The sequence below is a fragment of the Marinobacter persicus genome (genome assembly GCF_002934325.1).
GTDB classification, from domain to species: domain Bacteria; phylum Pseudomonadota; class Gammaproteobacteria; order Pseudomonadales; family Oleiphilaceae; genus Marinobacter; species Marinobacter persicus_A.
In genome coordinates, this window is sequence record NZ_PTIV01000005.1 from 98,369 (window position 1) to 121,599 (window position 23,231).

Here is a 23,231-nt window from a genome sequence, read left to right on the forward strand (position 1 = left end):
TATCGGCGTTGGATTCAGAAGAACTCGAAGAAAGGTGGCTGGGGTGGCAGGATTCGAACCTGCGCATGACGGGATCAAAACCCGTTGCCTTACCACTTGGCGACACCCCAGTATCGTGCTTCTTTGGCATCATGTCAGCTCTGTCAGCTTCTGGTGTAGCGGTGAATAGTTCACCCCTTTAGCTACGAACCCCGTGATGCCGGAGGGTTTGCTTTCCCAGATGATCCGCGCTGCGGATTCTGTCGGGAAACGTCCAAAAATGCAAGCCCCGGTTCCGGTTAATCTTGCAGGTCCGAATTGTGAAAGCCATTCAAGGCCTTGGCGTACCTCCGGATACAGTTTTTGAACTACATCCTCACAGTCGTTTCGGTACCTCGAGGCGTCTCCCTCAAAAGCGGGGCGTATTGTGATTTTCGGGGTGTCTCTTGTCAACCCTTCGTGTGAAAAAATCTTTCCTGTGTTGATGTCACAGTCTGGTTTGAGCACCACAAACCAGTCCTCCGGCGGTTCCGCGGGGGTCAGTTTTTCGCCCACGCCTTCGGCAAAGGCCGCTCGGCCGCGGACAAAAACCGGCACATCGGCACCTAGCCCCAGGCCGATTTCCGCCAGCTCATCTTCACCGAGGTTCAATTGCCAGAGCCAGTTCAGGCCCACCAGGGTGGTGGCGGCGTTGGAGCTGCCACCGCCAAGTCCGCCGCCCATAGGTAGGCGTTTGTCGATGCTGATGGTGACGCCTGGCAATGGCTTGCCGGCTCGTGCGGCCAGTGCCCGGGCCGCACGGATAATCAGGTTGTCTTCGTCTGCCACGCCGGGGATGGGTTGCGCCAGGCGAATGTCGGGGCTGTCCGGTGTCAGGGTGAAGGTGAGTTCGTCGCCATAGTCCAGGAACTGAAACAGGGTCTGCAGTTCGTGATAGCCGTCAGGGCGTTTGCCAACGATATGCAGGAACAGGTTCAGTTTTGCCGGTGAGGGCAGGGTAATGCTGGGGTGCAAGGATTACTTCTCCTCTCGCCAGTCTGCGATGACCACTCGAACGCGTTTGTCCCCTTTGAGGGCGGTAATGCGTGCTGGCAGCTCCGGTTTGTCGGCCACGAATCGACGCCATCGATCGTAGCGGATTTCCCAGCCGTTCTGTTCGATGATGGCCAGTTGGTTGTTCTGGTCGAACAGTAGTCGATGCTCTGTGTCCGGTGCCGGCAGGCCCCGGAGCCACCACACCAGGCTGTCTACCGGAAGTTGCCAGCCCGTGGCGTCGTTCAACAGCTGTTCCGGATTGGCGGAGCGGTAGGTATCGCCGTTGCTCAGGGTCAGCTCGATAAACCCGGGGGCGCCTTTGATGCGTGTAGAGCCCATGCCGAGGAATGAGGAAGACAGGCTCAGGTCATAGTGGTTGCCGTATTGCTGCCAGCGGTTGATGACGGCGCTGCCGCTGTCTGACGGCTGTTTGACGGCCATTTTCCCTGACAGCACCCAGCGGTCAAACTCACGCAGCTCCCGCGCTTGCTCCTCCCAGTTGGGTGGCTGCTGGTCTGTCATTCCCTCGGGCAGCGGTTCCAGCTGTATGCTGGTGCAGCCGGCCAGGGTGGTGATGGCAAACAGAAGGGCCAGCGCCAGGTTGTGTCGGACTGTCATTCCTCGCCCCCGGCGCTGGTTAGCCGGTTGATGGTTTCCAGCAGGATGTCGTGGTCCGGATTTTCGTCCAGGGCTTCATCCCACACGATGCGTGCCTGATCCTGATTGCCGGTTACCCAAAGCACTTCGCCGTAGTGGGCAGCCACTTCCGGGTCCGGGAATGCCGCCCATGCCTGCGCCAGGTACTCCAGTGCGCCCTGGTAATCCCCCTGGCGGTAGAGCACCCAGCCCATGCTGTCGAGAATGGCCGGGTTTTCCGGGTCAAGGCTCAGGGCCCGTTCTATATACTGCCGGGCCTCTTCAAGGCGTTCGGTTCGAACGGTCAGGATGTAGCCCAGGGCGTTAAGCGCAGCGGCGTTATCGGGTTCCAGTTCCAGAACCCGGGTCAGATCCTGTACCGCCTTGTCAGTGTTGCCCTCGGTATCCAGCAGCATTGCTCTGGAGTAGCGTATGTCGATGTTATCGGGGTACTCCTGCAAGGCTGCATCCGCCGCTTCCAGTGCCTGGCTGGGGCTGCCGTGTTCCAGCAGAAGGTTTACCTCCACCAGCCAGAAGCGTTCGGCAAAATCAGGATGCCGGTCCCGCAGCGAACGGATGTGGCTCCGGGCTTCCTCCAGGTTGCCGTTTTGGGCTTGCAGGCTGCTGGCCCGTGCCAGCGATGGGAAGAAGAAGTTGCCCTGTTCCACGCTCTGGTAATAGTTGATCGCCTGCTCGGTGTTGCCGGCTTCTTCTTCGATGCGTCCCAGGTAGTAGCTGGCCTGGTCGGCGTAGTGGTCCTGCTCGATCAGGCGGGTGAGTTCTTCCCTGGCGACGTCGGGTTCATTGTTTTCCAGGGCGACCAGGCCAAGTGAGAGGCGCAGGTCGGGGTTGTTTGGATAGCGGTCCACCAAGCGCTGAAACTCATCCTGGGCCGCTTGCAGTTGGTCTTCATTCAACAGCATTCGGCCATAGAGTGTGCCCATCGGCTGGCTGGCCGGGAATCGCCGGGTGTTGGTTGTCAGGTAATTAAGCGCTTCGCGTTTGCGGCCCACCTGGTAGAGCAGGTCGGCCTTGAGAATGATGGCTGGTTGAAAGTTGCGGTGCCGGTTCAGTAGTTGGTTAAGGCTTTCCAGTGCCTGCTCGGGACTGCCGGTGATTTTCTGTAGCAAGGCAATGCTGTAGTCCAGCTCCGGGGTGTCCGGGTGGCGTTCGGCCAGTTGCTGGTAAAGCGACAGCATTTCCTGTTGCTCTTCGTAGGGCAGGGACGCGGACATCGCGGCCAGGCTATCAAAGTTGGCATCCTCGCCCTGGTCCATAAGCTTTTCCATGTGGGAAAGGGCGGCTTTCATGTCGTTCTGTTTCAGGGCCTGGATGGCGGCCAGGCGGTGGGCATCAACGCTTTGTGGTGCCACTTCCAGCCACAGGTCTGCCAGTTCCTGCTGGGCGGAGTCGGCACCCAGGGATTGGGCGATGCGTGCGGCGCGGGCAATCACGCCTGTGTCCCGGGATGTGCGGGCGGCCTGCAGATAGTTCGCCAGGGTGACATCGTAACGACCACGTTGGCCGGCGATCTCAGCGGTTAGCAACTGGTACAGTACTTCGGGTTCAAACTCCGCGTAGTCCGGTTCCCCGGGAGGGTTGCCTGCCGGTTTTTGAGAGTGCACCTCGTTGGCCACGATCGGTTCCTGTTCATCGCCGGAGAGGCTTGCGCAGCCGGGCAGGGTCGCCAGGGCTGCGCCCAGAAGGCAGGTGGCCAGATAAGGGGAGAACTTGTGCATGCAGTGTCCCGTCAGTGGTTGGCAGGCCCCGAATCTGCCCTGGAGTTGAGGTAGATCGGGTTGGGTTGAATATCAGGCTTCTATAATGGCATAAGGATGTGAGCTTGCCCAACCTGTCCGCACTTGCCGAAGTAGCTGGGTTTTCGGGTGGCAGCTGACTCCGCTCACCGGTAGAATACGGGTGAATGTCCATGACTGGCACAGGATTTTCCGACCGCAAGATGGCTTTGCTGACACTGGGAATCAATCATAAAACTGCACCCGTGGAAATCCGCGAGCGTGTGGCCTTCACACCGGAACGGTTAGGCGAAGCCTTCTCCGAACTCCGGGCAGCCTCTGGTGCCAGTGAGGCTGCCATTCTGTCTACCTGTAACCGCACCGAGCTCTACCTGGCGGGGGATGACGACTGCGCCCCGGCGGTACTGCGCTGGATGGCGGGTTTCCATGACCTGGACGCGGCCGATCTTGAAAGTGTGGTTTACGTGCACCGGGATTCGGATTCCGTTCGGCACATGATGCGTGTGGCCGCTGGTCTGGATTCCATGGTGCTGGGTGAGCCCCAGATCTTCGGCCAGTTGAAGGACGCCTACGCGGCGGCGCGGGAACACGGTGCCACGGGCAAGTTCCTCTCGCGCCTGTTCGAGCAGACCTTCTCCGTGGCCAAGCGCATTCGTACCCAGACCGCGATTGGGGAAAACCCGGTCTCGGTGGCCTATGCCTCGGTCAGCATGGCGCACCACATCTTTGCCGACCTGTCACACAACAAGGCGCTGCTGGTAGGCGCTGGGCAAACCATTGAGCTGGTGGCCCGGCACCTCTCGGAAGCTGGCGTCAAGGATTTTGTGGTGGCCAATCGCACCCTGGAGCGGGCGCAGGGGTTGGCCGAGCAATATAATGGCAAAGGCATTCTGCTGTCCGAGATTCCCGACCACCTGGCCGATGTGGATATTGTGATTTCCTCCACCGCCAGCCCGCTGCCCATTCTGGGTAAAGGTGCCGTGGAACGAGCCTTGAAAAAGCGCAAGCACCGGCCTTATTTCATGGTGGACATCGCCGTGCCCAGGGATATTGAGCCAGAAGTGGGTTCACTCGCTGACGTCTACCTTTATACGGTGGACGATCTGCGCCAGGTGATTGAAGAGAACCTGCGTTCCCGCCAGGGCGCCGCGCGCGAGGCGGAAAACCTGGTAACCAGTGGTGTTCAGGACTTCCTGGACCAGCTACGCGCCCTGGATGCGGTCTCCACTCTCAAACTGTTTCGCCAGCGGGCGGAAATCCTGCGGGACATCGAAACCGAAAAAGCCCTCAAAGCATTGCGCAACGGCAGCGATCCTGAAACCGTGCTGCGCGCCATGGCGCGGGGCCTCACCAACAAACTTCTGCATCAGCCTTCCGTGCAGGTGCGCAAGGCCATGTCCGAAGGTCGCTCGGAAGTGACCGAATGCCTGCGTGAGCTGTATCAGTTGGACGCCCTGGAAGCCGACGAGCCCACCACCACGGAAAAATTATGAAGTCTTCCATACAATACCGCCTCGAACAGTTGGTTGACCGGTTCGAGGAGGTCAGCGCGCTATTGTCCGATCCGGCCACCATTGCCGACCAGAACAAATTTCGCGACCTTTCCCGGGAATTCGCCGAAATCGAGCCGGTGGTCAAGTGCTTCCAGGCCTGGCGTCAATCGCTGGCCGACATCGAGGCCGCCGAGGAACTGACCAGAGACGGTGATGTCGAGATGCGCGAAATGGCCGAGGAAGAGCTGGCCAGCGCCCGTGGCCGCAGTGAGGAGCTGGATGAGGAACTCCAGCGCCTGATGCTGCCCAAGGACCCCAACGACGGCAAGAACGTATTCCTGGAAATTCGCGCCGGGACCGGCGGTGATGAAGCCGCGATTTTTGCCGGCGATCTGTTCCGCATGTATTCCCGTTACGCCGAAAAGCACCGCTGGCAGATCGAAATCCTGAGCGAAAGCGAAGGCGAGCACGGCGGCTATAAAGAGCTGATCGCCCGAGTGGTGGGTGACGGCGTATACGGCACACTGAAGTTTGAATCTGGCGCCCACCGCGTTCAGCGCGTGCCGGAAACCGAATCCCAGGGCCGCATCCACACCTCGGCCTGCACGGTGGCGGTGATGCCCGAGGCCGATGAAACCGAAGCCGTGGAAATCAACAAGGCGGATCTGCGGGTGGATACCTTCCGGGCGTCCGGCGCCGGCGGCCAGCACGTCAACAAGACCGATTCGGCCATCCGGATCACCCACCTGCCGACCGGGCTTGTGGTGGAATGCCAGGAAGAACGCTCCCAGCACAAGAACCGGGCCAAGGCCATGAGCCTGCTGGCGTCCCGCCTTCGCAATATTGAGCAGGAAAAGCAGCAGAAAAACATGGCGGAAACCCGCAAAAGCCTGGTGGGCAGTGGCGACCGCTCCGAGCGCATTCGCACCTACAACTTCCCCCAGGGCCGGGTGACCGACCACCGCATCAACCTGACGCTGTACAAGCTGGACGAAGTGATCGCCGGTGATCTGGACGCCGTGGTGGTGCCCTTGCAACAGGAACACCAGGCCGAACTGCTGGCTGAACTGGCCAATGAGCAGTGAGTCCCGACTAACCTGCCAGGCCCTGATAAAGGCAGCCATGGCAAAGATCGGCGGTGATTCTCCCAAGCTGGACGCCGAGCTGCTGTTGGCCCGTGCCACCGGCCTGACCCGGACCAGTTTTATTACCTGGCCGGAGCGTGAAATCTCCGAAGCCCAGGCCCAGGATTTTCAGGCCCTGGTGGACCAGCGCGCCGAAGGCCAGCCCATTGCCTACCTGCTGGGCGAACAGGAATTCTGGTCATTGCCCCTGAAAGTCAGCCCCACGACCCTGATCCCGCGCCCGGATACCGAATGCCTGGTGGAAACCGCTCTCGATCTCGCCTTGCCGGCAGATGCCCGGGTTCTGGACCTGGGCACTGGCACCGGTGCCATCGCCCTGGCCCTGGCCAGTGAGCGCCGGCAATGGCAGATCATGGCCACGGATCGTGTGGCCGAGGCAGTCGAACTGGCCCGCCAGAACAGCGAACGGCTTGGGCTGCCCGTCAGCGTTTTACAAAGCGACTGGTTTGCACAGCTCCCGCCCGAAAGCCGGTTTGATCTCCTGATCTCCAATCCGCCGTACATCCCGGCAAGCGACCGCCATCTTGGCGAAGGCGATGTGCGTTTTGAGCCGACCTCTGCCCTGGTATCGGGCGACGATGGGCTTGACGATATTCGCACTCTGATCCAGAACGCGCCCGGGTGGCTGACAGACAACGGTTGGCTAATGCTGGAGCACGGCTATGATCAGGGTGAGGCGGTTCGCAAACTGTTTTCGGCCGCCGGCTGGCGGGCCGTTGAAACCCGGCGGGACTACGGTGGCAACGAACGCCTGACCCTGGCTATGAAACCGGCGGATAACGGAACGGAGGCAAACCCATGCTGAGCGACGAAGAACTGCTGCGCTATAGCCGCCAGATTCTGATGCCCGAATTCGACATTGCCGGCCAGGAGAAATTGAAAGCCGCCCGAGTGCTGGTTGTTGGCGCCGGCGGCCTGGGCTGCCCCGTGGCGCTCTACCTGGGCGCTGCCGGTGTGGGGCACCTGACCCTGGTGGATGATGACACCATCGAGTTGGCCAACCTGCAGCGCCAGATTGCCTTCGAGCAGCATTGGCTGGGTGAATCAAAAGCCGAGCGCCTGGCCGGCCGGGTGCGTGAACTGAACCCGGAAGTGTCAGTAACGCCGGTCAACCAGCGTGTGGCAGGCTCCGAACTGCAGCGTCTGGTACAGGATGCCTCCCTGGTGCTCGACTGCACCGACAACTTCGCCACCCGCTTCTCCCTGAGTCGCGCCTGTGTCGCCGCCAGAGTACCGCTGGTCTCCGGCGCGGCCATTCGTGGGGAAGGGCAGCTGTCGGTTTATGACACACGCCAGCCAAAAAGTCCCTGTTACCACTGTCTGTATGAAGAGGAAGGCAGCGAAGAGCTGACCTGTTCAGAGGCCGGTGTTATCGCCCCCTTGGTGGGCATGATTGGCGCCGCCCAGGCCATGGAGGCCATCAAGGTGATCAGCGGCGTCGGCGAGCCGTTGGTGGGTCGCCTGTTGATTCTTGATGCCTGGCAGATGCGTTGGCGTGAGATGAAACTGGCCAAAGATCCTGGCTGTCCGGTTTGTTCAAGTTCTGAGTAGCGTTCCCAAAGCGGAACCTTTATTAATGGTGGAGACGGGGTTGGGAATGCCTTTCCAAAAAGCGCTCCTTGCGGCACATCCATGTGGCGCTTGTGTTCCGCCATCCATGGCTCCACAAATTTTTGGAAAGGCATTCCCAACCCCGTCGACCAGACTAATGCAGATGGCCGTCTCTAGTGATCGTCTGGAAAAACATATAGGCCAGCATTGAGTAGGGGCATGTCAGGAAGGACTGTCCAAAAATTTTGAGGGCCAAGGATGGCCCGAAATAAGCGCACATGGATGTGCTCGTAGCGGTTTTTGGACAGTCCTTCCTGACATGCCCCGGCAATCCGTAGCAACAAGTTAACCGTCTTTCAAAGCCTGAAAGCGCGCAATAGCTTCCTTCCGACTTTCTTTCAGGTCCACAATGGGCCGTGGATATCCCTTCGGAATCACACCACCTTTACGCGAAGGCTCGTGAATCCGCTTGCTGTCCAGCTTCGCCAGCTCTGGCACCCACCGGCGGATGAATTCGCCGTCGGGGTCAAAGCGCTCGCTCTGGGTGACCGGGTTGAATACCCGGAAGTAAGGCGCGGCATCGGTGCCGGTGGAGGCGCTCCACTGCCAGCCGCCGTTGTTCGACGCCAGGAAACCATCCACCAGGTTCTGCATGAACCACGCCTCCCCCAAACGCCAGTCGATGAACAGATTCTTGGTCAGGAACATGGCCGTCACCATGCGCAGGCGGTTGTGCATCCAGCCGGTGGCTTTCAACTGGCGCATGGCCGCATCGACAATAGGGATGCCAGTTCGCCCCTCCTTCCACGCCTCGAAATGCTCCCCGGGGCTGTTCCATTCCAGTGCCTCCGTTTCCGGCTTGAAGGCCCGGTGCATGCTCACCCGGGGGTAGTGGTAAAGGATATGAATGTAGAAATCCCGCCAGGCAATCTCATTGATCCAGGTTTCAATGCCTTTGCCCGAGCCGCCGGCCTGGCGGGCGGCGACCAGACATTGGCGGCCGGAGAGTATGCCGTTGGCCAGGTAGGGTGAGAGCAGGCTGGTGCCGTCCAGCGCTGGAAAGTCCCGGTCGTCTTTGTAGCGGGCCGCTTTTTTGGCCACGAAATGTTCCAGTTGATCGTGCGCGGCCCACTCGCCAATGGCCACCAGTGGCTCGGGCGCCTCTTGGAATGGCGCGGGCCGGGCGTTGGTCTGGTTGGCTTTGAGCGCAGGCCCGATTGCCTTGGGCGCGGGGTAGACCGTGGGCTGACTTTCCTCGATCCAGGCGCGCCATCGCCGGGAGAAAGGGGTGAACACCGAATAGGGCTCGTTTTGCTGAGTCAGGATATGCCCCGCCGGCGCCACGGTCTGGTCCCGGTACTTGTGGCATTCGATGCCTCGTTCGGCCAGCCGGGCATGGGCCTGCTTGTCGCGCTGGCGCTCGTTTACGCCGTATTCTTCATTGAAGTGAACCTGTTGTATGCCGTGTTGGCTGCACAGGCTTTCCAACAGCCCCAGGCTGTCATCGAACCGCTGGCCGGTCTCGAAATGCAATGGAATACCCAGTTGTGCCAGCTCCCGGGCCAAGGCGTTGGCATGCTTCAGCACAAACTGCACCCGCGCTGCAGACCAATCATGTTCCTGCCATTGTCCGGGAGTAATCAGGAAAGTGGCGCGCACTGGCTCGCCAGTGGCACAGGCGGCGGTGAGTGCGGGGTTATCGGCAATTCGCAGGTCATTCCGGAACCAGACCAGTTGTGTCATCGGGTCATCCTGGTGTCGTAAGAGTGGTAATACGGGTAATTACAGTTCAAAAATCATTGGCTTATATATTCGCTGGAACCACCGGATTGGATTATAGTTCAACGAAAGGGCCTGAACTGAAGAGGAGACTTTCCCCAGGCATGACTGAACAATCCGAAGGCCAGCGCGACGGTGTCTGGGCACATCGCTATCAACTGGCTTCCGGCCAGACACAGCGGCATCAACTGGGGCAGATCCGCCTGTGGGTCACGCTGCTGGACATGGAATGGCAGGTGCGCCAGGAACCACTGGCCCCGGATGCAGACCCTCTGACCTGGCACGAGACTGTTGGTTCTGGCATGCCATCGTCTGATCTTCCCGAGCAGCGTTTTATCAGATCGTCGGGCGACGAGGGCCTGGTGCGGTACCTGCCGGCCATGGCGCCACTGCCCACGGTGATCCGTCCCTACCAGCCGCTGACCATTCCGGCGGACGGTCGCTGTGTCTTGTATGTGGGCAACCTGCTCTGGATGCAAATCTTCCTGGGTGAGCAACAACAGGCGCTCACCGAATTTCCCCTGGCCACACCGTCCAAAACCTGGCTGGGGGCTAACACCATGCAGGGAGAAATCTGCTACGCCTCAGCCACCTATGGCCGCCTGGTGCTGGAGGCGGTACCCATACGACCCTGGCGAGCGGTAACGCCAGTCACCATCAATAACCGGCGGACGAAACCGCTATTGCTGGAGCGCTTCAACCTGCCCACACCGTTATTGTCACTGCACCGCAATGAAAGGGGACAGCTGTGGACCCCGGGTGTTGTGGTGGAATGTGAGACGGATATGAGTTCGGCCAGCTTGCGTATAGAGCCCAGGGTAACTGCGGCGGCCGGTGACTGTGAGCTCATCGCTCCGGCCCGTGAAAAGCTGGCCAAGGGACGAAGTCTGGTAAGGGCCTTTGACCACATATTTGGATAATAGCCGGGAGCAATGGCCGTGTTTGATGAACTCCAGAATACGTTGATGCAGATTGTCGGCAGCATTGCCTGGGGGCAATGGCTGGCGGCCGGCTTTCTATTGCTGTTGGGGATTGTACTGGGCACCCTGGTGGCCCGCAGCGCCGGAAAACTGGCCGAGAATCGCATCTCCCGGCACCACCAGGTGATGATCCGGCGCCTGGTGTTTTATCTGGTCTTCATCATCTTTGCCATGGCGGCCTTGCGTGAGGTCGGCTTCTCCCTGCAGGTGTTGCTGGGCGCTGCCGGTATCCTGACGGTCGCCATTGGCTTTGCTTCCCAGACATCGGCTTCCAATATCATCAGTGGCCTGTTTCTGGTCATGGAAAAGCCGTTCGAGATTGGGGATCTTATTGAAGTTGACGCCACCGTCGGGGAAGTGGTGGCGATCGACCTGTTGAGCGTGAAGCTGAGAACGCGTGACAACCTGTACGTGCGTATTCCCAACGAGACCCTGATCAAGACCCGGGTTGTTAACCGTTCACGCTTTCCAATCCGTCGGGTCGATCTGTTGATCGGTATCGCCTACGCCGAAGATGTGGAGCGGGTGAAAGAGCTGTTATTGTCTCTGGCAGAACAGAACACGGTGTGCCTGGAAGAACCCAAACCCTTTGTGTTGGTGACCGGTTTCGGAGCCTCTTCCGTGGACTTGCAGTTTTCCTTTTGGGTGGTGCAAGAAGAGTTTCTGGAAGGCCGGGGAGCCATGATGATAGAAATCAAAAAAGCCCTGGACGAAGCAGGCATTGAAATTCCGTTCCCTCATACCAGTGTCTACGCTGGCAGCCATTCGGCGCCATTCCGTATCCAACTGGTGGACCCGGAACCCACGCAAAACAAGGATCGACTGGATGCCGACCAAAAAAACTGAAACCATAAAAACCGTCTACCCTGATCGGACCAAAACCAAAGCCGCATTGGGTTGGCGTGAATGGGTGGCTTTGCCGGACCTCGGCATTAATCGCATCAAGGCGAAAGTGGACACCGGGGCAAGGACTTCCTGTTTGCACGCCTACCGCACCGAGCCCTACACCGAGAACGGCGAGCGCCGGGTGAGGTTCTGGGTTCACCCCGTACAGAACGACCTGCACCAGTCCATCGAGTGCGATGCCAAGGTGCTGGATGAACGTACTGTGTCGGATTCCGGCGGCCACAAAGAACAGCGCCTGGTGATTGAGACCACTTTGGTGGTCGGTGATTTGAGCTGGCCGGTTGAAATGACCCTCACCAACCGTGACACCATGCGCTTTCGTATGCTGCTGGGGCGAACCGCCATGTCCGGGCGCTCCGAAATTTACCCTGAAGCTTCGTATCTTGCCGGCGAACCGGTACTGAGGACCTGATCTATGAAAATTGCCGTACTGTCCCGAAACAAGCACCTGTACTCGACCCGTCGTTTGATGGAAGAGGGCGTCAACCGGGGCCATGAGGTTCGGGTGATTGACTGTTTGCACTGTTCCATGAACATTACCTCGGCTGACCCGCGGATCAGCTACCACGAGGAATACCTGGAAGATTACGACGTGGTGATTCCCCGAATCGGTGCATCGGTTACGTTTTACGGGACGGCGGTATTGCGCCAGTTCGAGATGATGGGCGTGTTTCCGGTGAACGAATCGGTGGCCATCACCCGCTCCCGGGACAAGCTGCGTTCCCTGCAGCTGCTCGCCCGCAAGGGCGTCGGCATGCCGGTCACCGGCTTCGCCAACAAGCCGGACAACGTGCCCGAACTTTTGCAGATGGTGGGCGGCGCGCCGGTGGTGATCAAGCTGCTTCAGGGCACCCAGGGCATTGGCGTGGTGCTGGCGGAAACCCGCAAGGCCGCCGAAAGCGTGATCGAGGCCTTCATGGGCCTGAAAGCCGACATCCTGGTGCAGGAATTCATCAAGGAAGCCGGCGGTGCCGACATCCGCTGTTTCGTGATTGGCGGCAAAGTGATTGCCGCCATGAAGCGCCAGGGCGCTGAAGGCGAATTCCGCTCCAACCTGCATCGTGGCGGCTCGGCTTCGCTGATTCGCATTACCCCGGAAGAGCGCCGCACCGCCATTACCGCCGCTAAGTCCATGGGCCTGAACGTGGCGGGCGTGGATCTACTGCGTTCCAGCCGGGGCCCACTGGTGATGGAAGTAAATTCCTCGCCGGGCCTTGAAGGCATTGAGACTGCCACTGGCAAGAACGTCGCGGGCATGATCATCGACTGGACCGAGAAAAACTACAAACCGTGGAAGACCCGCACCAAGGGCGGTAGAGGTTAATTAGCATGGCCAGAGCGCCTTTTGAGATTGCCGGCACCCAGATCAAGGCCGGCACCCGGCAAACGGTCGAAGTGCCCGTGGCCAAGCTGTACACCCACACGCCGCTGCACATTCCGGTGGAAGTAGTGCATGGCCGGCGCAGTGGCCCGGTAATGATGGTGTGTGGCGCCATTCATGGCGATGAAATCAACGGCGTGGAAATTATCCGCCGCGTGCTGAAGAACTCAGCCTTGCGCCACTTGCGTGGCACCCTGCTGGCGGTGCCTATCGTCAATATTTTCGGTTTTGTGCAGCGCACCCGCTACCTGCCCGACCGGCGCGACCTGAACCGCTGCTTCCCGGGTTCCGAAAGTGGCTCGCTGGGCGGGCGCATTGCCTACCTGATCCGTAGCCAGATCATGGAGCAGGTCACCCACATTATCGACTTGCACACCGGCGCCATTCACCGCTTCAACCTGCCGCAGATCCGGGCCGAGCTGAAAAAGCCGGAAACCGCCCGCATGGCGGAAGCCTTTGGTGCGCCCATTATCATCAATGCCGGTCTTCGTGAGGGTAGCCTGCGGGCCTACGCGGACTCTCAGGATATTCCGGTAATTACCTTCGAAGGGGGTGAAGCCCTGCGTTTCGACCAGGTGGTGATATCGAGTGGGGTGAAAGGGGTGGTTCGAGTGATGCGCGCCCTGGAAATGATTCCCGCCAGAAGAGGCCCGAAAGCTCCGAAAAAACGCTCGGAAACGGCCGCCAGTTCCCAATGGGTGAGGGCGGATATCGACGGCATCATGCGCCCGGTGGCCCGGCTGGGCCAGAAAGTGAGCAAGGGCCAGCGCCTGGCCATGGTGGCCGACCCCTTTGGTGAGACTGAGGTTGCGGTGACGTCGCCCTGCGCCGGCATCGTGATCTGCGTGAACAACCTGCCGCTGGTGAACGAGGGCGAGGCCATCTACCACATTGCCCGCTTCGATGAGCTGTCCGAAGCGGAAAAAGCCATGGACTACTTCCGGAGCTCTTATGAAAACCAGCTGGATGAAGACACGGTCGTACCGGCCCATCCGTGGGATGAAGGCTAGAATTGAGGAGATGCCATGATCTGGCACCAGAACACCATTGAACTGGCCCCGCGTTCCCGGGGCTTCCACCTGATTACCCGGGATATCCTGAACCAGGTGGACATCGCCAACTGCGAGGTGGGCGTGCTGCACCTGTTTATCCAGCACACCTCTGCCTCCCTGGCAATCAACGAAAATGCCGACCCGGACGTTCGCGGCGACCTGGAGCGCCATTTCAACGTGATGGTGCCCGAAGACGCCGACTACTACGAACACACCCTCGAAGGCCCGGACGACACCTCCCACATCAAGAACGTGATCATCGGCCCGTCCCTGACCATCCCCGTGACTCACGGCGAGCTGGCGCTGGGTACCTGGCAGGGCATTTACCTGTGCGAACACCGGAACAGCTCGGGCAGCCGGCGGGTGGTGGCGACCTTGCAGGGAAGGTGGTGAGACTTGATCTGAATGCTGGTAACAGCCGTGATGTGTAGTTAGTCTGTACCTATCAGATTTCGCCCGGGAAGGTCGTGCTGGTGTTTGGCGGTACCGACATTCACGTCCATCGCGAACAGCCCGGAAAGGTCTTTAATGCCTAATACAATCACCACTTCAGGGTTAAATCATGGGGGCAGGTTTCGGAGCTGGAACCGTATTCAACGCCGATCTGTTAGCAGTGGCGGTTGACGGCATTATCATTACTGACAGGCGCGGCATTATCTTGCAGGCCAATCAGGCAGCGGAAGCGATGTTTCGCTACGCGCCCGGATCACTGGTGGGTTCTCCCATCACCGTTTTAATGCCTGACCCCGAATGCTATCGCCATCCAGACCATGTGGCGGAATATTTTGAGCATGGCCCGCGTTACATGGTCGGTGCTACCCGTGAAGTAGAAGGCCTCGACCGCGCGGGCAACAAGATACCCCTGTTGATATCGGTGAGCAGCTTCGAGGAAAACAATGAGCCACGTTTGGCTGCCTTCCTGCATGATTTCAGCGAACGCAAACGCGTCGAGCGAGTCCTCAAAGACGTTAACTCGGAACTTGAAAGACGAGTACACGAACGTACAGCCCAACTGGAAAAAGAAGTCGAGCGCCATCGGCAGACAATTAACCGCCTTGATCTCGTCAATAGGGTTGTTGAACGCGCTTCGCATGCCGTTGTTATCACCGATGCAGACAACCGAATCCTTTATGTGAATCCTGCCTACGAGCAAATGACGGGCTTCAAAAGAAAGAACGTCATTGGCAGAAAGCCCTCGCTTTCCAAGTCAGGCCGGCATGACTCCGAGTTCTATCGAAGAATGTGGGCGGCTTTGGACAAAGACCTGCACTGGGAGGGTGAAATCTGGGACCGTAGTGAAGATGGTGCCGTGTTCCCGAAATTTCTGAGTATCGACCGGCTGGCGGATGAACATGGCAACACAAAGAACTTCATTGCCATGTTCCACGACCTTTCCCAGCAAAAAGCGTCGGAAGCGGAAATTGAACGGCTGCAGTATTACGACTCTCTCACCACGCTGCCTAACCGCTCCCTGTTTCGTCATCGTCTGCAACATGAGTTCGAGGTCTCCCGCCGACAGGGCACACGGGTTGGCGTCATGCTGATAAACCTGGACCGCTTCAAGCAGGCCAACGATACCTTTGGTTTTCCCGCCGGGGATCAGCTGCTGGTGGAGGTGGCGGAGCGTTTGGCGGTCGCTGTTCGTCGGACAGACCTTGTTGCACGTCAACAAAGCCGCCGGGAGCGCGGTCCTGATATTGTATCTCGTGTGGGAGGCGACGGGTTTGCGGTTATCCTCAATGACCTCAAGAAGCCTGAGAATGCGACCGTTGTGGCATCGCGAATACTCAAAGTGATGAGTAGGCCTTTTAGCGTCCAGACCAAGACGGAGAGCATTGACGATATTTTTCTTCAGGCCAGTATCGGTATCGGTATCTTTCCCGACAATGCCTCGGACATTGACGAACTTGTAAAAGTGGCAGAAACGGCCCTGAGGCAGGCCAAAGCGTACGGGGGAGGCGAGTTTCGTTTTTTCTCCAAGAGCATGAACGAGGACAGCGCTGCACGTGCACGCATGGAAAGCGATTTGCGCCGGGCCGTGGCGGAAGAAGCCTTCACCCTGTATTACCAGCCCAAGCTCAATCTGGATACAAACCGTTTCTGCAGCATGGAGGCGCTCATTCGCTGGCCTCGTGGTGATGAAATGGTGTCACCCGCCGAGTTTATTCCTTTGGCTGAGGAAACCAACCTGATTGTACCGCTGGGAGCCTGGGTATTGCGCCGCGCCTGCCTGGATGCCGTGGCGCTGAGCGAGCGTACTGGCCGAGTGCCGGGCATTGCCATTAATCTCTCCGCACGCCAGTTTCGTCAGCCGGGCCTTATTGATGCCGTGCGATCAGCACTTGAAGAAAGCGCTATTCCGCCGGAAAAGGTGGAGCTGGAAATTACCGAAAGCATGGTGATGGATGACGTTGAAACTGCCATAGAGACTATGCAGGCACTGCGTGATCTCGGCGTGCGACTGGCCATCGATGATTTCGGCACAGGCTACTCTTCGCTAAGTTATCTCAAGCGCTTCCCGGTCAACACCCTAAAGCTTGATCGTGCCTTCATTCGTGACCTCCCACATGGCACCGAGGATGCCGCCATCACCGAAGCGGTAATCGTGCTTGCCAAGGCACTGAAGCTGGAAGTGGTAGCCGAAGGCGTGGAAACCCCGGATCAGCTGGCGTTTCTGGGGCAACGGAACTGCGCCTATGTGCAAGGTTTTCTCTTGGCGCGGCCGGGGCCTCTTGAAGTTATGCCGGATATCTTTTTAAGTGAGTTCGTTTAAAGCAGGCATTGTTGCGCTACAGGGGCAAGAGGCTTTACGAGGAGGCTGGCAGACATGGAAATATGCAGTTAGCCTGAACAAAATTAGTTATCTACGGCAAAGGAGTGCTAGTGAGCCGGTTTGACCGCATTTACAAGATTCACGACCTTCTCAGAAATGCCCGAAAACCCGTTCCCATGCGGGTTTTCACTGAAACGCTGGAAACCAGCCGCAATACCGTCACCCGCGATTTTGAGTACCTGCGTGATTCCCTGGGCGCACCGCTGGAATACTGCCGCGAACAAAATGGCCACCGCTACAATCCGAGTGCCCCGGTATTCGAGCTTCCCGGTTTCTGGATGAATCCCGCCGAGCTTTACGCCCTGCTTGCCTGTGAGTATTTGCTTGAAAACGTACAGCCCGGCCTGGTGGCTACTCGTCTGGCGCCGCTGAAACAGAAGATTCAGCAGTTATTGGGCGAATCCGGCCACGATGCCGTGAAAATCAGCGAGCGCATCCGTATTCAGCCAATCCAGACCCGAAACGCCACCAGCCAGACCTTCGATCCCGTGGCCCAGGCAACCTTGTCTGGTTATTGCCTTCAGTTCCGTTACCTCGCCCGAAGTGGCGGTGGTGAAAAAACGCGACAGGTACACCCGCAACGGCTGCTTCACTATCGCTCCAACTGGTATTTGCTGGCCCTGTGTGCGAGAGCCAACGAGCTACGCCTGTTTTCACTGGACCGCATAATCGCGCCTGAAATACAGAACACCCCCGCAAGCCCTATGTCTCCAGGGCAGTTGGATACCTTCACCAGTGCCGGTTTTGGCATCTTTGGCGGAACTCCAGAAGCCACCGCTCATTTGCGCTTTTCCGAACACGCGGCCCAATGGGTAGCAGAAGAAACCTGGCACCCGGACCAGGCCGGCGAATGGCGTGATGATGGCTTTCACTTGCAGGTTCCCTATGCCGATTCCCGGGAGTTGGTGATGGATGTATTGCGCTATGGACCGGATGTGGAGGTGCTGGCGCCAGAGGAGTTGAGGGCGGAAGTGGCTGAGCGGGTTCGGAGGATGGCGGGGATTTATTGATTAGTTTTGAGGTGGTGCAGTATTTGGGGCAGTGGGTGATGTAGGGTGTTTTCAGATTGCTCCATTATGATTAGGGACAGGTTCAAGTGAAGCAAAACGAGTACATTGCTCATGCCAGGCAAGATGCCGAAGGTAACTGGTTGGCTCCGCATGCGCTGGAAGATCATCTTCAGAAAGTTGCACGTCTCTGTGAGGAGTTTGCAGAGGCCTTTGATTCGTCGGGATGGGCCTCAACCGCAGGCTTGTGGCACGATCTTGGTAAGTACCGTGCACCCTTTCAGGAATACATCCGCCAGGCATCAGGCTTTGAGCGCGAGAATGCCCACGTTGAGCAAGATAAGAGCCCGGCACGGGTAACGCACTCAACGGCCGGTGCGAAGCATGCAATCGAGCAATGGCCTTCGGTTCCCGGTTATATCCTGGCGTATTTAATCAGTGGTCACCATGCAGGCCTTCCGGATTGGTCGGGTGGACGCGGGGCATTGCAGTTCAGGCTTGCCGAAGCGGAACTGGAATATCATCAGTCGCTGGCCTCTCTTCCTCCAGTTCACATCTTGTCAGCGCAGCAACCCCCAGTGCCGAGGATGGCACAAAACCAAGACTCGATTGCCTTGTGGATGCGGGTGCTTTTTTCCTGCCTCGTGGACGCTGATTTTCTGGATACCGAGAGCTACATGTCTCCGGAGAAAAGTGGCAACCGGGGAGTGTATCCATCGCTTGATAAGCTGTATCACACATTCTTCGACAAGATGGCTCGGTTGCAGGACAAGGCCGATAGAACCGAGTTGAATGAAATCCGAAAAACCATCTTCCAATCCTGCCAGCAAATGGCGGATAAACCTGCCGGTATATTCAGCCTGACAGTTCCCACCGGCGGCGGTAAGACTCTAGCCAGCCTCGGGTTTGGGCTAGAGCATGCCAGGGCGCATGGTAAACGTAGGATTATCTACGCCATTCCGTTTACCAGCATTATTGAACAAAACGCCAGTGTCTTTAGGAGTTTTCTTGGGGAGGATGCCGTCGTTGAACACCATAGTAGCCTGGACGTGGACCCTAACTCGGAAAATGCTGTGTCCCGCCTCGCCACGGAGAATTGGGATGCGCCGGTTGTTGTCACGACCAATGTGCAGCTATTTGAATCCCTGTTTGCCAGCAGGACCAGCCGCTGTCGCAAATTGCATAACCTGGTAAACAGTATCGTTGTTCTCGATGAGGCCCAGCAAATCCCACGAGATTTTCACGAGCCGATAACAAGGGCTATGCAGCAGATGAGCGACTATCTAGGCGTGACCTGGGTGTTGTGTACTGCCACACAGCCCGAGCTCGGCGAGCAGAAAGACGCTTTTGGCCGAGAGCTTCATAAAGGGTTACGAGATGTCCGGGAGATTATTGACGATCCGCACGAGCTTGCCCAAAAACTCAAGCGTGTAACGGTCGAAATGCCGGCTGACCCTGAACACCCAACACCTTGGAGTGACCTGGCCGAAAAGGTGGCGTCAGAGGATTGTTGCCTGGTCGTCGTTAACAAGCGCCAGGATGCCCGAACCCTGTATGAGTGTTTACCTGACGACGGGTATACCTACCACCTATCGGCCAACATGTGTGCTGAGCATCGCTCCGCAATATTACGAGATGTTCGCACGCGGCTGGAAGCCCGTCGTGCGGGAGATCCTGCGCCCTTGCGTGTGATCAGCACACAGTTAATAGAAGCCGGGGTGGATGTGGATTTTCCGGTGGTATTTCGTGCAATGGCGGGGTTGGATTCGATAGCCCAGGCTGCGGGACGGTGCAACCGAGAAGGCAAAATGGAGCAGACTGGTCGAGTCATTGTCTTTCAGCCGGAAGAACTGCCACCTCCGGGGTTTCTGCGCCAGGCCGCTCAGACGACGTTGGCGCTACTGAAAAGTGGGCAACTGGATGATCCGCTGAGTCCTCGGGCAATACAGTCTTTTTTTAGCAAGCTGAACAGTCAGGGAAATCGCGATGCCCATAACATTGGTGAGCTTTTGACGGCCAAATCAAGCCCTGATGCGCCTCTGGAAATTCAGTTCCGTGAAGCAGCCGGGAAGTTCCGTCTGATTGATAACAAAGGTATTGGCGTCATCGTTCCATTTTGCCCGGAGGGCGTGGAAGAAAGCCCGGTTCATACCTGGCTGGCAACGCTGGAAAAAGACGGTTCTGCCAAGTGGGTTTACCGCAAATTGCAGCGTTACAGCGTAACGTTGCCAGAAACATTCGCCCAAAAGCTATTGGGTATTGGTGCGCTATACCAGCAAGCCGGCCAGTTCGTGGTGGAAAGCAGTCATTACCACCCAACCTGGGGCGTGCAGGCACCGGACAGCCTGCTAACGGCTGAAGCAAGCGTGATATAGGAGGGAACATGGGATTTTGTCTGGAAGTCAGTGGTGAGTTCGCCTGTTTTACCCGACCAGAAATGAAAGTGGAGAGGGTGAGTTACGATGTCATAACGCCCTCGGCAGCCAGGGCGATATTTGAGGCCATTCTCTGGAAACCCGCCATCGAGTGGCACATTACCGAGATTGAAGTGCTCAACCCCATCAGGTGGATGAACCTCCGCCGTAACGAGGTGGAGTCAATCGCCTCCTCCCGAACGGCTAAAACCGCCATGAAAGAAGGTTCCGGCCTATTGGGGGTCTATGCGGACGAACAGCGCCAACAACGAGCCAGCTTGCTCCTCAAAGACGTGCGTTACCGAATTCATGGTGAGTTCAGCATAACCGGCAAAGCCGGACCTCAAGACAACGCTGCCAAGTTCGCCGACATGTTTCGCCGTCGGGCAGAGAAAGGGCAGTGCTTCAATCAGCCGTATCTCGGTTGCCGGGAATTCAGTTGTGATTTTGCACTGGCGGACGAGGATGGTGGCGCGCCTGCGATCGATGAAAACCGTGATCTGGGTTTCATGCTCTACGATCTCGATTATTCCGACCCTACCGCTCCAACCCCTTTGTTCTTTCGCGCCAGAATGGACAAAGGTCGAATCGTTGTTCCGGCAAAAGACAGCCACGAGGTGCGAGGATGATTCTTCAGGCTTTGTGCGAATACTATGACCGAAAAGCGGACGCTGGTGACCCGTTACCACCGGTTGGCTTTGAAGAAAAAGCCATTCCTTTCGTCCTCGTACTGGATACGGCGGGTAATTTTGTTCAGCTTCGGGATACTCGAGAGATTCCTGAAAAAGGGAAGCCTGTGCCGAGGAGCTTTCTGGTTCCGCAGGGGGTAAAACGAAGCGGCGCTAAAGCTTACGAAACAGCTTACTGCCTTTGGGACCACTACGGATATGTCTTGAGCCAACCTAAGGTTGCGAAGCCGGATAGTGAACCGTCGGAGAAAGAGATCGACATGGCTGCCAAGCAGCATCAAGCGTTTGTTGAGCTTGTTGATCGGCTGGCAGAGGAAATTCCCGATGATCAGGGCGTTCAGGCGGTTCGAGCTTTTCTGCACAACGAAAGTGAAAAGGAAAAAGTCAGGCAGTCGTCTGAATTTCGTGAATGTCTGAAAATATCCGGTTGCAACCTGACCTTTCAGTTGAGCACCGAAACCGACCTCGTTTGCCAGTCGCCGCATATTCAGCAGTGGATTCGTGAGCAGCCTCTGGACGATGAGAACAAAGAGGGCGTTTGTTTGGTAACCGGTGAGCGCTCCAAGATCGCACGCCTGCACCCACCGGTGAAAGGTGTTTGGGGGGCACAAATGGCCGGTGCCAATATTGTTTCCTTTAATATCGACTCTTTTAATTCCTGGGGCAAAGAGAAGGGCAATAACGCACCGGTTAGCGAAGACGTGGCATTCAAATACACCACCGCCCTGAATCAACTACTGCGCACCAATAGCCCACAGCGGATGCAGCTGAACGAAATCTCGGTAGTCTGGTGGTCGACCGGTGAAAACCAGTTTGAACAAAACTTTTCCTCTTTCTTTAATGATTCTCCAAAGGATGACCCCGATCAGAGTGTAAGGGCCGTCCGTCAATTGTTTGAAAGCCTGCAGGATGGCTCGTTTCTCCACTCCGAGGGAACAGAGCGCTTCTATCTGCTGGGCTTATCACCTAATGCAGCCCGGATTGCCATTCGGTTCTGGCAAGTGGGAACCGTGGCAGAGTTCGGTACTCGCATCGCGGAATGGTTTCAGGATATTGAATTGGCAGACCGCTATGTTTCATGCCCGCCCCTGAAACCTCTGCTGCGTTCTACGGCACTATTGCGAAAGGAAGAGAACGTACCTCCAAACCTTCAAGGCGAAACGATTCGCAATATTCTGATGGGGCTCCCCTTGCCAGCGAGCCTGTTGCAGGCTGCGATCAAACGAATCAAGGCAGAAAAGGGCGATGTTAGCCCTTACCGCGCCAGCCTTATCAAGGCCTATCTGAACCGTCTCTACCGCCACCAGAAAACCAGTAACAAGGAAATTACCATGGCTTTCAATCCTGAAGAAAAGCGGATTGGCTATCGGCTGGGCTGTTTATTCGCGGTCCTCGAGAAGTTGCAAGCCGATGCCAATCCAGGTCTCAACGCGACCATTCGTGACCGTTATTACAGCAGTGCCAGTTGTACGCCCAAAGCCGTTTTCGGCACGCTGATGCGCCTGCATGCGCACCACCTGAAGAAACTGCAGCATCAGGGCCAACGTGTTAATGCAGAAAAACGCATTGCAGAAATTATGTCGGATATTAACGACTTTCCCGCGCACCTGAACCTGGAAGAGCAGGGCCTTTTCGCCATTGGTTATTACCATCAGCGCCAGGCTTTATTCACGAAAAAAGAAACCGCGTCATCCAAGGAAGAACCCGAAGGAGCTGAAGCATGAGCCTAGACAACCGTTACGAATTCGTATTTCTGTTTGATGTAAAAGACGGCAATCCAAATGGTGACCCGGATGCCGGTAATCTGCCGCGAGTGGATGCGGAAACGGGGCAGGGGCTGGTGACCGACGTATGCCTCAAACGTAAGGTGCGTAATTATGTCGGCTTGGTCAAAGAAGAGACTCCACCCTTTGAGATTTATATCAAAGAAAAGGCCGTTCTGAATCGTAATAACCTGCGAGCATACGAAGAGCTTGGACTGAAGCATGAGTCCAAGAAGCTTCCAAAAAAAGAAGAAGACGCCCGGAATGTGACCCAGTGGATGTGTCAGAACTTTTTTGATATCCGCACTTTTGGGGCCGTAATGTCAACGGATGTGAATACCGGACAGGTACGTGGGCCTGTGCAAATGAACTTTGCTCGTAGTATTGAACCGGTGGTCAGCGCGGAACACAGCATTACCCGGATGGCGGTTACCACAGAAAAAGAAGCAGAGCAGCAAAGCGGCGATAACCGCACGATGGGCCGTAAATTCACCATCCCTTATGGTCTTTATCGTTCCCATGGATTTATCTCCGCCAACCTGGCTAAACAAACCGGTTTTGGTGAAGAGGATCTCGAGCTTCTGTGGGACGCACTAATCAACATGCTGGATCATGATCGCTCAGCCAGCCGGGGTGAAATGTCTCCCTGTGCACTCTACGTTTTCAAGCACGAGTCGCCGCTGGGTAATGCGCCTGCTCGGAAGCTGTTTGATCTGATTGATGTAAATCGGGTTTCGGATGGTCCGGCCAGAGACTTCAAGGATTACCAGGTGAGTATTCGTGAAGATCAGTTGCCGTCGGGCGTCCAGTTGATCAAATATTTGGAATGAA

Annotated in this window: 20 protein-coding genes and 1 tRNA gene; 16 read left to right on the forward strand and 5 right to left on the reverse strand. The window is 57.3% G+C overall.

From position 1 onward, the window contains the following. Positions 1-35: 35 nt before the first annotated feature. The 4 genes from BY454_RS04565 to BY454_RS04580 form a co-directional block, all read right to left on the reverse strand. A tRNA-Gln gene (locus BY454_RS04565) sits at positions 36-110 on the reverse strand. A gap of 19 nt (positions 111-129) precedes the next feature. Next, entirely contained in the window at positions 130-993 is an 864-nt protein-coding gene (ispE, locus tag BY454_RS04570; protein ID WP_104415615.1) for a 4-(cytidine 5'-diphospho)-2-C-methyl-D-erythritol kinase, read from the reverse strand. A 3-nt stretch (positions 994-996) separates the two neighbouring features. Further along, positions 997-1,632, reverse strand: coding sequence for a lipoprotein insertase outer membrane protein LolB (gene lolB, locus BY454_RS04575; RefSeq protein WP_104415616.1), 636 nt, complete (start codon positions 1,630-1,632; stop codon positions 997-999). Next, a complete protein-coding gene (locus BY454_RS04580; protein ID WP_104415617.1) occupies positions 1,629-3,389 on the reverse strand; it encodes a tetratricopeptide repeat protein in 1,761 nt (586 codons plus the stop codon). The genes lolB and BY454_RS04580 overlap by 4 nt, the downstream gene beginning before the upstream one ends. Before the next feature lie 221 nt (positions 3,390-3,610). On the opposite strand from BY454_RS04580, the gene hemA reads away from it, so the two are divergent. Genes hemA through BY454_RS04600 form a run of 4 tightly spaced genes read left to right on the forward strand, consistent with a single transcriptional unit; the run spans position 3,611 to position 7,596 of the window. Further along, the gene (gene hemA, locus BY454_RS04585; RefSeq protein ID WP_104415618.1) at positions 3,611-4,900 is read left to right on the forward strand and encodes a glutamyl-tRNA reductase; all 1,290 of its coding nucleotides are present in this window, start codon (positions 3,611-3,613) and stop codon (positions 4,898-4,900) included. Next, positions 4,897-5,985: a peptide chain release factor 1 gene (prfA, locus tag BY454_RS04590; RefSeq protein WP_104415619.1), complete on the forward strand. Its 1,089-nt coding sequence runs from the start codon at positions 4,897-4,899 to the stop codon at positions 5,983-5,985. The genes hemA and prfA overlap by 4 nt, the downstream gene beginning before the upstream one ends. Next, a complete protein-coding gene (prmC, locus tag BY454_RS04595; protein ID WP_104415620.1) occupies positions 5,975-6,850 on the forward strand; it encodes a peptide chain release factor N(5)-glutamine methyltransferase in 876 nt (291 codons plus the stop codon). Before prfA ends, prmC begins: the two co-directional genes overlap by 11 nt. Beyond that, a complete protein-coding gene (locus BY454_RS04600) occupies positions 6,844-7,596 on the forward strand; it encodes a HesA/MoeB/ThiF family protein (protein ID WP_104415621.1) in 753 nt (250 codons plus the stop codon). Before prmC ends, BY454_RS04600 begins: the two co-directional genes overlap by 7 nt. A gap of 345 nt (positions 7,597-7,941) precedes the next feature. Here BY454_RS04600 and phrB read toward each other — a convergent pair whose 3' ends face one another. After that, positions 7,942-9,339 carry a deoxyribodipyrimidine photo-lyase gene (phrB, locus tag BY454_RS04605; protein ID WP_104415622.1) on the reverse strand — a complete coding sequence of 466 codons (1,398 nt, stop codon included), beginning with the start codon at positions 9,337-9,339 and terminating at the stop codon, positions 7,942-7,944. A 140-nt stretch (positions 9,340-9,479) separates the two neighbouring features. On the opposite strand from phrB, the gene BY454_RS04610 reads away from it, so the two are divergent. The 12 genes from BY454_RS04610 (at position 9,480) to cas7c (ending at position 23,230) form a co-directional block, all read left to right on the forward strand. Further along, positions 9,480-10,295: a hypothetical protein gene (locus BY454_RS04610; protein ID WP_104415623.1), complete on the forward strand. Its 816-nt coding sequence runs from the start codon at positions 9,480-9,482 to the stop codon at positions 10,293-10,295. A gap of 45 nt (positions 10,296-10,340) precedes the next feature. Beyond that, on the forward strand, positions 10,341-11,201 hold the full coding sequence (locus BY454_RS04615) for a mechanosensitive ion channel family protein (protein ID WP_104415669.1): 861 nt from the start codon (positions 10,341-10,343) through the stop codon (positions 11,199-11,201). Then, positions 11,182-11,673, forward strand: coding sequence for an ATP-dependent zinc protease family protein (locus BY454_RS04620; protein ID WP_104415624.1), 492 nt, complete (start codon positions 11,182-11,184; stop codon positions 11,671-11,673). The genes BY454_RS04615 and BY454_RS04620 overlap by 20 nt, the downstream gene beginning before the upstream one ends. 3 nt (positions 11,674-11,676) lie before the next feature. Beyond that, positions 11,677-12,585, forward strand: coding sequence for a 30S ribosomal protein S6--L-glutamate ligase (gene rimK / locus BY454_RS04625; protein WP_104415625.1), 909 nt, complete (start codon positions 11,677-11,679; stop codon positions 12,583-12,585). A gap of 5 nt (positions 12,586-12,590) precedes the next feature. After that, complete coding sequence (locus BY454_RS04630; RefSeq protein WP_104415626.1) at positions 12,591-13,652, forward strand: succinylglutamate desuccinylase/aspartoacylase family protein; 1,062 nt, start codon at positions 12,591-12,593, stop codon at positions 13,650-13,652. Positions 13,653-13,667: 15 nt separating this feature from the next. Continuing rightward, on the forward strand, positions 13,668-14,087 hold the full coding sequence (locus tag BY454_RS04635; protein ID WP_104415627.1) for a secondary thiamine-phosphate synthase enzyme YjbQ: 420 nt from the start codon (positions 13,668-13,670) through the stop codon (positions 14,085-14,087). Between the two features lie 169 nt (positions 14,088-14,256). Then, on the forward strand, positions 14,257-16,467 hold the full coding sequence (locus BY454_RS04640; protein ID WP_104415628.1) for a sensor domain-containing protein: 2,211 nt from the start codon (positions 14,257-14,259) through the stop codon (positions 16,465-16,467). A gap of 110 nt (positions 16,468-16,577) precedes the next feature. Further along, positions 16,578-17,537 carry a helix-turn-helix transcriptional regulator gene (locus BY454_RS04645; RefSeq protein ID WP_104415629.1) on the forward strand — a complete coding sequence of 320 codons (960 nt, stop codon included), beginning with the start codon at positions 16,578-16,580 and terminating at the stop codon, positions 17,535-17,537. A gap of 86 nt (positions 17,538-17,623) precedes the next feature. After that, positions 17,624-19,909: a CRISPR-associated endonuclease Cas3'' gene (locus BY454_RS04650; protein ID WP_104415630.1), complete on the forward strand. Its 2,286-nt coding sequence runs from the start codon at positions 17,624-17,626 to the stop codon at positions 19,907-19,909. 8 nt (positions 19,910-19,917) lie between these two features. Beyond that, positions 19,918-20,577, forward strand: coding sequence for a type I-C CRISPR-associated protein Cas5c (gene cas5c, locus BY454_RS04655; protein ID WP_104415631.1), 660 nt, complete (start codon positions 19,918-19,920; stop codon positions 20,575-20,577). Continuing rightward, the gene (gene cas8c / locus BY454_RS04660; RefSeq protein WP_104415632.1) at positions 20,574-22,361 is read left to right on the forward strand and encodes a type I-C CRISPR-associated protein Cas8c/Csd1; all 1,788 of its coding nucleotides are present in this window, start codon (positions 20,574-20,576) and stop codon (positions 22,359-22,361) included. Before cas5c ends, cas8c begins: the two co-directional genes overlap by 4 nt. Next, complete coding sequence (gene cas7c / locus BY454_RS04665; protein ID WP_104415633.1) at positions 22,358-23,230, forward strand: type I-C CRISPR-associated protein Cas7/Csd2; 873 nt, start codon at positions 22,358-22,360, stop codon at positions 23,228-23,230. Before cas8c ends, cas7c begins: the two co-directional genes overlap by 4 nt. The last annotated feature ends 1 nt before the right edge of the window (position 23,231 follow it).

Excerpts from the sequence above, each read along its gene's own strand:
- lolB (WP_104415616.1), bottom strand. The coding sequence starts at position 1,632 with ATGACAGTCCGACACAACCTGGCGCTGGCCCTTCTGTTTGCCATCACC.
- BY454_RS04580 (WP_104415617.1), bottom strand. The coding sequence starts at position 3,389 with ATGCACAAGTTCTCCCCTTATCTGGCCACCTGCCTTCTGGGCGCAGCC.
- hemA (WP_104415618.1), top strand. The coding sequence starts at position 3,611 with ATGGCTTTGCTGACACTGGGAATCAATCATAAAACTGCACCCGTGGAA.
- prfA (WP_104415619.1), top strand. The coding sequence starts at position 4,897 with ATGAAGTCTTCCATACAATACCGCCTCGAACAGTTGGTTGACCGGTTC.
- prmC (WP_104415620.1), top strand. The coding sequence starts at position 5,975 with ATGAGCAGTGAGTCCCGACTAACCTGCCAGGCCCTGATAAAGGCAGCC.
- BY454_RS04600 (WP_104415621.1), top strand. The coding sequence starts at position 6,844 with ATGCTGAGCGACGAAGAACTGCTGCGCTATAGCCGCCAGATTCTGATG.
- phrB (WP_104415622.1), bottom strand. The coding sequence starts at position 9,339 with ATGACACAACTGGTCTGGTTCCGGAATGACCTGCGAATTGCCGATAAC.
- BY454_RS04610 (WP_104415623.1), top strand. The coding sequence starts at position 9,480 with ATGACTGAACAATCCGAAGGCCAGCGCGACGGTGTCTGGGCACATCGC.
- BY454_RS04615 (WP_104415669.1), top strand. The coding sequence starts at position 10,341 with ATGCAGATTGTCGGCAGCATTGCCTGGGGGCAATGGCTGGCGGCCGGC.
- BY454_RS04620 (WP_104415624.1), top strand. The coding sequence starts at position 11,182 with ATGCCGACCAAAAAAACTGAAACCATAAAAACCGTCTACCCTGATCGG.
- rimK (WP_104415625.1), top strand. The coding sequence starts at position 11,677 with ATGAAAATTGCCGTACTGTCCCGAAACAAGCACCTGTACTCGACCCGT.
- BY454_RS04630 (WP_104415626.1), top strand. The coding sequence starts at position 12,591 with ATGGCCAGAGCGCCTTTTGAGATTGCCGGCACCCAGATCAAGGCCGGC.
- BY454_RS04635 (WP_104415627.1), top strand. The coding sequence starts at position 13,668 with ATGATCTGGCACCAGAACACCATTGAACTGGCCCCGCGTTCCCGGGGC.
- BY454_RS04640 (WP_104415628.1), top strand. The coding sequence starts at position 14,257 with ATGGGGGCAGGTTTCGGAGCTGGAACCGTATTCAACGCCGATCTGTTA.
- cas5c (WP_104415631.1), top strand. The coding sequence starts at position 19,918 with ATGGGATTTTGTCTGGAAGTCAGTGGTGAGTTCGCCTGTTTTACCCGA.
- cas8c (WP_104415632.1), top strand. The coding sequence starts at position 20,574 with ATGATTCTTCAGGCTTTGTGCGAATACTATGACCGAAAAGCGGACGCT.
- cas7c (WP_104415633.1), top strand. The coding sequence starts at position 22,358 with ATGAGCCTAGACAACCGTTACGAATTCGTATTTCTGTTTGATGTAAAA.